Below are 12,366 nucleotides of genomic sequence, written 5' to 3'. Positions count from 1 at the left end.
GACGCTTTGCATCGCGTCCCTCGACTTTGCTCGGGACGAACGGGTTGCGCGTGGGTGAGGGCGCCTGTCACCCTCCCGCCCGGTCAACCCGGAAAGCTGTCCGTCCCGCACGCCTGATAGAGCGCGACCGTGTCGGTCAGCCGGGCGACGCGCGCCTGCACCAGCGCCTGTGCCGCCTGCGCGTCCGCCGCTGCCGCTGTCAGCAGCTGCAGCGTGCCGGTCGCGCCCAATTCGGCCTGGCGCCGGGTGAAGCGCAGCGCCTGTGCCGCGGCGGTGCGCGCCCGCGTGGCGGCATCGAGCGCGCCGGCATCGGTGCGCAGTCCGGCCAGCGCATCGTCCACATCGAGTAACGCCTGCAGCGCGGCGGCGCGATATTGCGCCTTGGCCGCTTCCAGCGCGGCTTCGGCCGCGCGCTGACGGTTCTTCAGCGCGCCCGAATGGAACAGCGGCTGGGTGAGGCCGCCGATCACCGCGAAAAAGGCGCTGGTCGGGCTCAGCAGATTGGCGATGTTTTCGGTCTGCCCGCCAAAGGTGCCGCTGATGCTGAGCTGCGGCAGCCGCGCGGCAATCGCGGTGCCCACGTCATAGCCGGCGCCGCGCATCGCCGCTTCGGCCGCGCGCACATCGGGCCGGTTGGCAACGATCGCGGCGGGCAGCGACAGCGGCAGCGTGTCGGGCAGGGTCAGCTCGTCAAAACCGGGCAGGTCGGGCGCGGCGCCGCCGGCGGGCTGGCCGGTGAGTGTCAGGACGAGGCTCTTCTGGTGCTGCAGCGCGCGTTCGAGCGGCGGCACCAGCGCTTCTACATTGGCAAGCGCGGTCTGTTGCTGCGCCACATCGACCTGGCCGATCTCGCCCAGCGCCTGGCGCCGCTGGAGCAGGGCCAGGATCTGGCGGTTGTCGCTGACGCTCTGCTTGGCGGCGGCCAACTGCTCGGCCAGCGCGGCGTGGTAGATGACCGCGACGACCAGATTGGTAACGACCGTGGTGCGCGCCGCATCGCGCCGGTGCAGCGCGACTTCGGCCTGAGCACGCGCCGAGCGGATCTGGTTGCGGCCGATGCCGAACAGGTCGAGCGGATAGCTGACCGAGAGCTGCGCGGTGCTGAGCGTATAATCGAGAATGTTCGAATCGAGGAGCGGCCCCTGCAACCGGCCAGACACGCGGGTGCGGTTGGCGTTGAAGCCGGCGTCGAGCTGCGGCCCGAAATCACCCTTTACCGCACGGGCCAGCGCGCGCGTCTGCGCAAGGGCGGCATCGGCGGCGGCAAGGTCGTTATTGGCGGCAAGGGCGCGGTCGACCAGCGCGTTCAGCTTGGCGCTGCCGAACTTCTTCCACCAGCCGCGCTCCACCAGCGTGCCGGCGACCAGCTGCTGCGCCGGGCCGCTTGCCGGCGCGATCGTGTCGGCCGGCCGTTCGGGGGGCAGCGGCACGGTGGTGCCGGGGTTGCGCGGGCCGACGGTGCAGCCGACCAGCAGCGCGAGGGCAGCCAGCATGCTGGCGCGGGGGGCAGGGCGGATCATGCCGGTTCGGGCTCCGCTTGGGGGTGGTCGAGGTCCACGGGAATGTGCCGGTGGCGCGAGAAGATATCGAGCAGCACCGGCAGCACGAGCAGGATCAGCAAGGGCGCCAGCGTCATGCCGCCCACCACCACCAGCGCCAGCGGCTTTTGCACCTGGCTGCCGATGCCGCTGGAAACCGCCGCCGGCAACAGGCCGATGGCGGCGGCCAGGCACGTCATCACCACCGGGCGCAGGCAGGTGCGCACGGTGCGCGCCATCGCCACGTCGCGGGCATGCCCGTCTTCCAGCTGCTGGTTGAACGTCGTCACCATCAAGATGCCGTCCATCACCGCGATGCCGAACAGCGCGACAAAGCCGATCGCGGCGGAAATGCTGAAATTGGTGCCGGTCAGCGCCAGCGCCAGCACCCCGCCGATGATCGCCATCGGGATCACCGAAAAGGCCAGCAGCGTGTCGCGGATCGAGCGGAAGTTGGAAAACAGCAGCACCAGGATCAGCACCAGGCTGATCGGCACGACGATCTGCAACCGCTGCACCGCGCTGGTCAGGCTGCCCAGCTCGCCCGCCCATTCCAGATGATAGCCCGGTGGAATGGTCACGTTCTTCGCGATCCGCGCCTGCACCTCGTCCACCGTGCCGCCCAGGTCGCGGCCGCGCACGCTGAACTTGATCGGCACATAGCGTTCCTGATGCTCGCGATAGATGAACGACGCGCCGGAGGTGAGGTGGACATTGGCCACCTCGGCCAGCGGCACTTCCACCGCGCCGGTGCCGCTGGGACTGGGGGCGCCGATGGTGATCGCCTTGATCGCGTCCAGGCTGTCGCGCTGACCGGATTTCAGCCGCACGACGATGGGGAAGTGGCGGTCGGTGCCGGCTTCGTACAGGTCGCCGCTGCTCTGCCCGCCGATGGCGGCAGCGACCGTTTTGTTGATGTCGTCGGGCGTCAGGCCATAGCGCGCGGCGGCGATCCGGTCGATGTCGATGCGCACCGTCGGCTGGCCCAGCGACGAGGCGATGCCCAGATCGGTCACGCCGCGCACCTTGGCCGCCTGGTCCTTGATCTCGCCGGCGAGCTTGGTGAGCGCGGCCAGGTCCGGCCCGAAAACCTTGATCGAATTGGCGCCCTTCACGCCAGAGGCGGCCTCCTGCACATTGTCTTGAATGTATTGCGTGAATTCGAAATCGACGCCGGGGTATCGCGCGCGCAGCCGCCCTTCGAGCTCCTTGGTCAGGCTTTCCTTGGTCACGCCCGACGGCCATTCGTTCGCCGGCTTCAGGGGCGTGTAGAATTCGGCGTTGAAAAAGCCGGTCGCGTCAGTGCCGTCATTGGGGCGGCCGTGCGTGGTGGTTACCCGGCGTACTTCGGGATAGCTGGCGATGATCCGGCGGATTTCGTTCACCACCGGCTGCCCCGCTTCCAGCGAGACCGATGCGGGCAGCGTGGCGCGGACATAGAGGTTGCCCTCCTCCAGCGCCGGCAGGAACTCCACCCCCAGCGAGCGCACCGCGACCATCGACGTGGCGAACAGCACCACCGCGATGCCGATCGTCGCGGTGCGGTTGGCCAGCGCCAGCGCGGCGGCCGGCTCGTACAGGCGGCGCAGCTGGCGCACGATCCAGGTTTCCACCTCGTCCAGCTCGTCGGGCAGCATCATCGCCGACAGCACCGGCGACACGGTGAAGGTGGCGATCAGCCCGCCGGCAATCGCATAGGCATAGGTTTTCGCCATCGGGCCGAAGATGTGCCCTTCCACTCCGGTCAGCGTGAACAGCGGCAGGAAGCTGGCAATGATGATGGCCGCGGCAAAGAAGATGCCCCGGCTGACGTCGGAAGCGCCGCCCAGGATCGCCGAAAAGCGGTTGGCGGGGGTGAAATGCGCCCGCCCCGCGCGCACGACGGCCGCGCGATCGACCATGTGGCGGAAGATGTTTTCCACCATGATGACGCTTGCATCCACCACCAGCCCGAAATCGAGCGCGCCGACCGACAGCAGATTGGCCGATTCGCCCTGCGCAATCAGGATCAGCACCGCGAATGACAGCGCGAACGGAATGGTGACGGCAACGATGATTGCGCTGCGCAGATTGCCGAGGAAAATCCACTGCAGCAGGAAGATCAGCACCACCCCTTCGATCAGGTTCTCGGTAACGGTGCGGGTGGTGATCGAGATCAGTTCGGACCGGTCATAGATGCGTTCGATCTTCACGCCCGGCGGCAGGATGCCGCTCGAGTTGACCGTCTCCACCTCGGCCTTCACCGCCTCGATCGCAGGCAGCGACTGGGCGCCGCGCTGCATCAGCACGATGCCCATCAGGATGTCGTCATCCTGCCCTTCGCCGGCGATGCCGAGCCTTGGCAGGTTGCCGATGCGGATGTCGGCGACATCCTTCAGGAACACCGGCGTGCCGTTGTTATCTGCGACCAGCGTGTCGCGGATTGCCTCCACCGACTGGATCAGGCCGACGCCGCGTACGATGGCCGCCTGCTGGCCGAAATTCACCGTCTGGCCGCCGACATTGCCGTCGCTCTTGCTGAGCGCATCGAGCACCTGCGGCACGGTCAGCCCGTTGGCGATCAGCCGGTCATTGTCGACCACCACTTCATAGCTGCGCAGCTTGCCGCCCCAGCCGGTGACGTCGACCACGCCCGGAATCCGCTTGAACCGGCGCTGCAGCACCCAGTCCTGCACCGTTTTCAGGTCCATCACCGAATAGCCGGGCGGTCCGCTCAGCCGGTAGCGATAGATTTCACCGATCGGGCTGGTGGGCGAGATGACCGGCTGCGCGCCATTGGGCAGGCCGCCAAGCTGGGCCAGCCGCCCCAGCACCAGCTGCTCGGCCTGACGGAAGGTCACGTCATAGGTGAACTGGATCTTCACGTCCGACAGGCCGAACAGCGAGATCGAGCGCACCGTCTTCACATTGGGCAGGCCGGCAATCGCGATTTCAATGGGTGTGGTGACGTTGCGCTCCATCTCCTCGGCGGAGATGCCCGGGCTTTGCGTCACCAGCTCCACCATCGGCGGCACCGGGTCCGGATAGGCTTCGATGTTGAGATTGGCGAAGCCGAACCCGCCCGCAATCACCATGCCGACCAGCAGCAACAGGATGATGAAGCGCTGTCGCAGCGCGAAATCGACAAGGCCGTTCATTCACCCAGCCCCGCCTCGTTCACGAACAGCGCGCCGCTGGTGACGATGCGCTCGCCGGGCTTCAGCCCGGCGGCAATGCGGGTGGTGGCGCCGTTGGTTTCCCCCACCTGCACGGTGCGTGCGCGGGCCAGGCCATTGTCGCCCAGCACCCACACTCGCGCCGTGTCACCTTCATAGATGATGGCCGCCGCCGGCACGATGATGCTGTCGCCCGGCGACTGCGCGGGCGCGATGGCGAAGCGGGCCGACATTTGCGGCTTCAGCGCGCTGTCGGGGTTGTTGACGCTGGCGCGCACCGCCAGCTTGCGCGTGGCCGGGTCGAGCGATGCGGCGACATTGTCGATCACCGCCTCGAACGTGCGGCCGGGATAGGCGGGCGTCGTCACCCGCACCACGTCGCCCTTGCGGATGCGGGCGGCATATTGTTCGGAAAGCTGCGCGACCAGCCAGACGCGCGACAGGTCCGAAATTGTCAGCAATGGCTTGTCGCCGCCCGCGCCCACGAACTGGCCGATCGCCACGTCGCGGGTGGCAATGGTGCCGGCCACCGGCGCGCGATAGATGACCTGCGAGATCGAGCCGCCACCGCCGCTGCGGCCATAGAGTGCCAGCTTGTTCTGCGCGGCGAGCACGGCGGCGTCGCTGGCGCGCTTGGCCGATTGCGCGGCAATCAGGTCGGTCTGCGCCTGGCGGTAATCCTTTTCGGCGCCGCCTGCGGTTTCGAACAATTGCTTCTGGCGCTCCGCGGTCAGGCTGGCAGTGGCAAGCTGTGCCGCAGCCGTTGCCTGATTGGCGCGCGCGGTCAGGCTGGCATTCACGGCATCAACCAGATCGGGCGAGGCGATGCGCAGCAGCGGCTGGCCGGCACCCACCCGGTCGCCGGCTTCGACATAGACCTGCGCGACCTGGCCCGAATAGTTGAGCAGCACCGGCGTCGTGTGGTTCTGGTCGACGCTGATCACGCCGACCGCCTGGATTGACTCGCCCGGATTGCCCACGCCCACGCGCATGATGCCGGCACGCGCGACTTCGCTCGGGTCGAGCCTTACCGTGCCGGGCGGCAGTGGCTTTTCCTCGGGCGGCTTGGGCGTGGTCAGCGCGCGGACCGCGCCGATCAGCAGCGCAATTGCCACAATCGCCCCGGCGATCAGGGCGATCAGGCGCCATTGGCGAGGCCCGCTCAGCCGGGTTACCGGCGGCAGGGGCAGGGCGGCATGTGGGTCTTCGGTCACGAAAGAAAGCGCTCCTGAATGCGCGAACGGAACGGGCGTCGCGCAATTCTAAGGCAGCGCTGGGTGTGTAAATCAACAACGCGCCAAGCAATGTAAGCTATTGTGGACAATAATTCATCCGGCATTCAGCCAGCAGGGCCGCGCGGTAATGTTGGCGCGAAAGGCGCGGGCGCCGCCGGCAGGTCAGCCTCGCGCGACGCCATCGGCGTGGCGGCTTGCCGCGCCACGCCCGCTGCGATAAGGGCAGGCGCGTGACAGGTTCCCCGGAAGGGGATCAAAAGGGAAGGCCGGTGCGCCCCTTCGGGAGCAACGCCGACGCTGCCCCCGCAACTGTAGCCGGCGAGCCGGCACCCCATTATGCCACTGGGCGCGTGCCCGGGAAGGCGGGGTGCCAGCGATCGAGCCGGGAGCCAGGAGACCTGCCTGCCACGGTCGATCCACTGCGCGGGCGGGGTGCTCCTGCGCGGACGAGGTTCTTCCTCGAGCGAACGACGTAACCGGGCCGCGCCCGGATTCCACCCGGAATCCGTGCAACGCCCCCCATTGGGGTACGTCTTATGTTTAAGCTATTTAAATACATTGTGATTTCGTCCGCTCTGCTGCCGCTGCCGGCGCTGGCGGCACCCGGCGACGATGCCGAGGACAAGCGCGACGAGGTGGTGGTGACGGCAACCGGCGTCGAACAGCCGGCGAGCGAAGTCGGCCAGGCGATCACCATTCTCGACCGCCAGCTGATCGAGCAGCGGCAGATCGCGGTGCTCTCTGACCTGCTGAGCCAGACGCCGGGTGTCACGGTGACGCGCAACGGCTCGGTCGGCGGCTTTACCGGCGTGCGGATTCGCGGCGCCGAGGCCGAGCAGACGCTGGTGCTGATCGACGGGGTGCGGGTGAACGACCCGTCCTCGCCCGGCGGCGGCTTTGATTTCGGCAATCTGCTGACCTCCACCATCGAGCGGGTGGAGGTGCTGCGCGGCCCCAATTCGGTGCCCTGGGGCAGCCGCGCGATCGGCGGCGTCATCAACATCATCACCGACAAGCCCGGCCAGGCGCTGTCCGCGCGCGCCCAGATCGAAGGGGGCGAGGCCGGCACAGTGTTCGGCACGGCGGCAATCCGCGGCGGCACCGGGCCGATCCGCGCGAGCCTGTCGGGCGGCTATTACAAGACCGACGGCATTTCCTCGGCCGCGATCGGCACCGAGCGCGACGGTTTTCGCCAATATGGCGTCTCCGGCCGGGTGACGGCCGACCTGGCGAGCAATGTGCAGCTCGACCTGCGCACCTATTACGCCAATGGCCGCACGATGCTGGATGGCTTTCCGGCGCCACGCTTCACGCTGGCCGACACGCCCGAATATTCGACCGCGAAGGAAATTTATGGCTATGCCGGCCTCAACGTGCAGCTGTTCGAGGGGCGGTTTCGCAACCGGCTGGCGTTCAACATTGCCGACATCAACCGCGACAATTTCGCGTCGCCGACCGCGCCGACGCCGGCCTTTGTCGGCCGGGGCCGCACCGAACGCTATGAATATCAGGGCGACTTCGAGCTTTCGAAGGCGCTGCGCGCCGTGTTCGGTGCCGAGCATGAGGAAAGCCGCTTTGCCGATGCGCGCAACCGCTATCGCACCGGCATCACCAGCGGCTTCGCCCAGCTGATCGCCAAGCCCCTCGCGCCGCTGACGCTGACCGGTGGCATCCGTTACGACGCGCACCGCGATTTCGGCAACCGGCTGACCTTCGGCGCGGACGCGGTGCTGGCGCTGGCCAGCGGCACGACCATCCGGGGCAGCTATGGCGAGGGGTTCAAGGCGCCGACCCTGTTCCAGCTGTTCAGCGCGTTCGGCAATCGCACGCTGCGCCCCGAAACCGCGACCAGCTTCGACGTCGGTGTCGCCCAGCGCTTCCTGAACGGGCGCGCCGGGCTGTCGGTCACTTATTTCAACCGGCGCATCCGCAACCAGATCGATTTCGACCTGGCCACCTTCACCTATAGCAACATCGTTCGCACCCGCGCCGATGGCGTCGAGGTCGAGCTGCGGCTGAACCCGATCGACGCGCTGACGGTGACCGGCGCGTACAGCTTCATCAACAGCCGCAACCAGTCGCCCGGCGCCAATTTCGGGCGCGAACTTGCCCGCCGGCCGCGCCAGACGCTGAGCACCAATATCGATTACCGGCTGCCCTTCGGTCTGGCGCTGGGCGGCACGGTGCAAATTGTGGGGGACAGTTTCGACGATGCCGGCAACCGCACCCGGCTGGACGGGTATGCGCTGGTCGGCGCGCGGGCGGAAATGCCGGTCGGCCAGCGGCTGGCACTTTATGCGCGCGTCGAGAACCTGACCGATGAACGCTATCAGGTGGTGAACGGCTATGGCACCTTCGGCCGCACCGCCTATGCGGGCGTGCGGGTCACGCTGCCATGAAATGGGCGATCCCGCTGCCGATGCTGGCGCTGGCGCTGGCGGCGTGCGCGCCGTCGGCGGCGGCACCGGGCGGCGGCGGGATCGTCTCCACCAATCCGTGTGCCGATGCGATGCTGCTGGCGCTGGTGCCGCCTGAACGTGTCGCGGCGATCAGCCATTATTCGAAGGACCCGGCGGCGAGTTCCATCGCCCCGGCGCTCGCCGCGCGGCTGCGTGCGACGGCGGGAACGGCGGAGGAAGTGATCGCGCTGCGGCCCGATCTGGTCATCACCTCCAGCTTTGCGCCGCCGGCCACCCGCGCCGCCTATGCCCGGGCGGGGCTGCGCACATTGGTGCTCGATGGGGCGCCCTCGGTTTCGGCGAGCGTCGCGCAGCTGCGCACGCTGGCAGCAGCCGTCGGCGCGCAGGCACGGGGCGAGGCGCTGGTCGCGGCGATCGAGCGCGCGGCACAGCCGGTGCCGCCCAAGGGCATCCGCACCCTGCTTTATCTGGGCGGGGGGATGGCCAATGGCCCCGGCAATCTGCTTGATGACATGATGACGCGCGCCGGGCTGACCAATGCGGCGGCCGATTATGGCCTGGCCTATAGCGGCGCGGTGTCGGCGGAGGCGCTGGCGCTGCGCCCGCCGGCACTGATCCTGGCGCCTGACCTGTCGGCGCGGCAGGCGCGGGCGCGGGCCGCTGTGCTGGGCGCGCGCACCCGGCAGGCAGTGTTCCCGCGCCGGCTGATCAATTGCGGCGGGCCGGTGATCATCGAGGCGATGGCCACCCTGAAGCAGGTCGCGCGATGAGCCGGCCCGCGCGCCTGGCCCTGCTCGCCCTGCTGTGCGCGGCGGCGTTCCTGCTGTCGCTGGGGGCGGGCAAGGTCTGGGTGCCGGCCGAGAGCTGGTTCACGGGCGATCCGCGCTGGGCGATCATCGTCCAGCTGCGGCTGCCGCGCGCGGTGCTGGGGCTCGCCGTCGGCGCGGCGCTGGGGCTGTCGGGCGCGGTGCTGCAGGGCTATCTGCGCAATCCGCTGGCCGATCCGGCGGTGGTCGGCGTTTCGTCGAGCGCGGCGATGGGCGCGGTCGCCGCGATCATTGCCGGGTTCAGCAGCGTCGGCGCGATGATTGCCGCCGCCATGGCCGGTGCGGCGCTCGCCATGGCGCTGCTGACGCTGCTGCTGTGGCGCGGCGGCGGCACGGTGGCGTTCGTGCTGGCGGGCACCGTGCTGGCAACGCTGGCGGGGGCGGCGACGGCCTTTTTGATTTCGATCGCGCCCAACCCCTATGCGGTGGCGGAAGCGATTGACTGGCTGATGGGCGCGCTCACCGATCGCGGGCCGGACGAGGTGGCGCTGGGCGTGCCGGTGATGGCGGCCGGTGCCGCGCTGCTGCTGGCGACTGGTCCCGCGCTCGACGCGCTGACGCTGGGGGAGGCGGCAGCGCGGTCGCTGGGCGTGCGGCTTGGCCGGGTGCAGGCGCTGGTGGTGCTGGGCACGGGCCTTGCAGTCGGGGCAAGCGTCGCGGTGACCGGGGTGGTCGGCTTTGTCGGCCTGATCGTGCCGCATGTGCTGCGCCCCTGGTTCGGCGCGCGGCCCGCCGCGCTGCTGCTGCCCAGCGCGCTGGGCGGGGCGACGCTGACGCTGACGGCCGATGCGCTGGTACGGCTGGTGCCGGGGCCGGGCGAGGTGCGGCTGGGGGTGGCGATGGCGCTGATCGGCGCGCCCTTCTTCCTGTGGCTGCTGCTGGGCAGGCGGGGGGCGGCATGGCGCTGACGCTGGAGGGGGTGCGGGTGGCGCTGGGCGGCCGGGCGGTGGTGGACGGGGTCAGCGCGACGCTGGCGCCGGGCCGGGTGACCGCCATTCTGGGGCCGAACGGCGCCGGCAAGTCCACGCTGCTGCAGGCGATGGCAGCGCTCGTTCCGCTTGCCGGCGGCGCGGTGCGGCTGGAGGGCGCGCCGGTTGCCGAGATGCCGCCCCGGGCGCGGGCGCGCGCCATCGGCTATCTGCCGCAACAGGGCGTGGCGCACTGGAACATGACCGTGGCCGATCTGGTCGCGCTGGGCCGCCTGCCGCACCGCGCGCCGATGGCGGCGCTGTCTGCCGCGGACCGTGACGCGATCGATGCCGCGCTGACCGCGACCGACACGGCCCGCTTTGCCGCGCGCGCGGTAGACCGGCTGTCGGGCGGCGAGCTGGCGCGGGTGCTGCTGGCGCGCGTGCTGGCGGGCCGGCCCGCCTGGCTGCTGGCCGATGAACCGCTGGCCAGCCTTGATCCCGCGCATCAGCTCGACCTGCTCGACCGGCTGCGCGCGCTGGCGGCGGGCGGCATGGGGGTGGTGGTCGTGCTGCACGATCTGGCGCAGGCGGCGCGGGTGGCCGATGACGTGCTGCTGATCGCGGACGGGGCGCTGGCGGGCTTTGGCGCCGCGCCCGATACGCTGGACGAGGCCGCCATCGCGCGGCTGTTCGGCATCCATGTTGCGCTGACGCCCGGTGCCGATGGTCGCCTGCTGCCAGTGCCCATCGCGCGATTGCCCGGTTGAACCAAGGCGCCTAAAGCGAGCCGCAATATCGCTTTCAGGAGAGCCTCATGCGTATCATCGACCATTATATCGCCGGCGGCGGCAGCAGCGCGGCGGCGCGTTCGGGCGATGTGTTCGATCCCAATAACGGCACGGTGCAGGCGCGCGTCGCGTTAGGCACGGCGGCCGATCTGGCGCGTGCGGTGGCCGCCGCGCAGGCTGCGCAGCCCGGCTGGGCCGCCACCAATCCCCAGCGCCGCGCCCGCGTGATGTTCCGCTTCAAGGAACTGGTCGAGGCGAATATCGACGATCTCGCCCGCCTGCTCTCCAGCGAGCATGGCAAGGTGGTGGCCGATGCCCGGGGCGACATTCAGCGCGGGCTCGACGTCATCGAATTCGCCTGCGGCATTCCGCACCTGCTGAAGGGTGAATATACGCAAGGGGCGGGGCCGGGCATCGACGTTTATTCGATGCGGCTGCCGATCGGCATCGGCGCCGGCATCACCCCGTTCAACTTCCCCGCGATGATCCCGATGTGGATGTTCGGCGTTGCCATCGCCTGCGGCAACGCCTTCATCCTGAAGCCGAGCGAGCGCGACCCCAGCGTGCCGGTACGTCTTGCTGAGCTGATGCGCGAAGCCGGCGCGCCCGAGGGCATTTTGCAGGTGGTGCACGGCGACAAGGAAATGGTCGACGCGATCCTGGACCACCCCGCCATTGCCGCGGTCAGCTTTGTCGGCTCGTCCGACATCGCGCATTACATCTATCGCCAGGGCGTTGCCGCCGGCAAGCGCGTGCAGGCGATGGGCGGCGCCAAGAATCACGGCATCGTGATGCCCGACGCCGATCTGGACCAGGTGGTGGCCGAACTGTCGGGCGCCGCGTTCGGCTCGGCGGGCGAGCGCTGCATGGCGCTGCCGGTGGTCGTGCCGGTGGGCGACAGGACGGCGGACGCACTGCGCGAACGGATGATCCCGGCGATGGCGGCGCTGCGCGTGGGCGTGTCGACCGACCCCGATGCGCATTACGGCCCGGTGGTGAATGCCGCGCACAAGGCGCGCGTTGAAAACTGGATTCAGACCGGCATCGACGAAGGCGCCGAACTGGTGGTCGACGGGCGCGGCTTCACGCTGCAGGGGCATGAACAGGGCTATTTCATCGGCCCGTCGCTGTTCGACCGGGTGACGCCGCAGATGCAGAGCTACCAGGAAGAGATTTTCGGCCCCGTGCTGCAGATTGTGCGCGCGCCCGATTTCGAAACCGCGCTGCGCCTGCCCAGCGAGCATCAATATGGCAATGGCGTCGCCATCTTCACCCGCAACGGGCACGCCGCGCGCGAATTTGCCGCGCGGGTGAATGTCGGCATGGTCGGCATCAATGTGCCGATCCCGGTGCCGGTCGCCTATCACAGCTTTGGCGGGTGGAAGCGCTCGGCCTTTGGCGACATCAACCAGCACGGCACCGAAGGCGTGCGCTTCTGGACCAAGACCAAGACGGTGACCCAGCGCTGGCCCGATGGCGGCGGCGACGGCTC

At 69.1% G+C, this 12,366-nt stretch carries 8 protein-coding genes and 1 riboswitch; of the genes, 5 read left to right on the top strand and 3 right to left on the bottom strand.

Annotation, left to right across the window (positions count from 1 at the left end; genetic code table 11):
• Positions 1–83 precede the first annotated feature (83 nt).
• The 3 genes from K2Y03_RS03955 to K2Y03_RS03945 are packed head-to-tail and all read right to left on the bottom strand — an operon-like array spanning position 84 to position 5,907.
• Positions 84–1,520, bottom strand: a complete 1,437-nt coding sequence (locus K2Y03_RS03955; RefSeq protein ID WP_294088434.1) for an efflux transporter outer membrane subunit — start codon at positions 1,518–1,520, stop codon at positions 84–86.
• Positions 1,517–4,675, bottom strand: coding sequence for a CusA/CzcA family heavy metal efflux RND transporter (locus tag K2Y03_RS03950; RefSeq protein WP_294088433.1), 3,159 nt, complete (start codon positions 4,673–4,675; stop codon positions 1,517–1,519). Before K2Y03_RS03950 ends, K2Y03_RS03955 begins: the two co-directional genes overlap by 4 nt.
• Positions 4,672–5,907 (bottom strand): efflux RND transporter periplasmic adaptor subunit, encoded by a 1,236-nt coding sequence (locus K2Y03_RS03945; RefSeq protein WP_294088432.1) that lies wholly within the window; start codon positions 5,905–5,907, stop codon positions 4,672–4,674. The genes K2Y03_RS03950 and K2Y03_RS03945 overlap by 4 nt, the downstream gene beginning before the upstream one ends.
• A 239-nt stretch (positions 5,908–6,146) precedes the next feature.
• Positions 6,147–6,349, top strand: a riboswitch (cobalamin riboswitch).
• Between the two features lie 139 nt (positions 6,350–6,488).
• Between K2Y03_RS03945 and K2Y03_RS03940 the strand changes: the two genes are divergently transcribed.
• The 5 genes from K2Y03_RS03940 to K2Y03_RS03920 all read left to right on the top strand — a co-directional run.
• Positions 6,489–8,327, top strand: coding sequence for a TonB-dependent siderophore receptor (locus K2Y03_RS03940; protein WP_294088431.1), 1,839 nt, complete (start codon positions 6,489–6,491; stop codon positions 8,325–8,327).
• Positions 8,324–9,118 (top strand): ABC transporter substrate-binding protein, encoded by a 795-nt coding sequence (locus tag K2Y03_RS03935; protein WP_294088430.1) that lies wholly within the window; start codon positions 8,324–8,326, stop codon positions 9,116–9,118. The genes K2Y03_RS03940 and K2Y03_RS03935 overlap by 4 nt, the downstream gene beginning before the upstream one ends.
• Positions 9,115–10,083 (top strand): iron ABC transporter permease, encoded by a 969-nt coding sequence (locus K2Y03_RS03930; RefSeq protein WP_294088429.1) that lies wholly within the window; start codon positions 9,115–9,117, stop codon positions 10,081–10,083. The genes K2Y03_RS03935 and K2Y03_RS03930 overlap by 4 nt, the downstream gene beginning before the upstream one ends.
• Positions 10,074–10,853 (top strand): ABC transporter ATP-binding protein, encoded by a 780-nt coding sequence (locus K2Y03_RS03925; protein WP_294088428.1) that lies wholly within the window; start codon positions 10,074–10,076, stop codon positions 10,851–10,853. The genes K2Y03_RS03930 and K2Y03_RS03925 overlap by 10 nt, the downstream gene beginning before the upstream one ends.
• A gap of 47 nt (positions 10,854–10,900) precedes the next feature.
• Positions 10,901–12,366, top strand: a 1,466-nt coding sequence (locus K2Y03_RS03920; RefSeq protein WP_294088427.1) for a CoA-acylating methylmalonate-semialdehyde dehydrogenase, incomplete at its 3' end; no start/stop codon positions are given.

The organism is Sphingomonas sp., assembly GCF_019746015.1.
Taxonomy (GTDB): Bacteria; Pseudomonadota; Alphaproteobacteria; order Sphingomonadales; family Sphingomonadaceae; genus Sphingomonas.
This window is presented reverse-complemented; position numbering and strand designations above follow the sequence as displayed.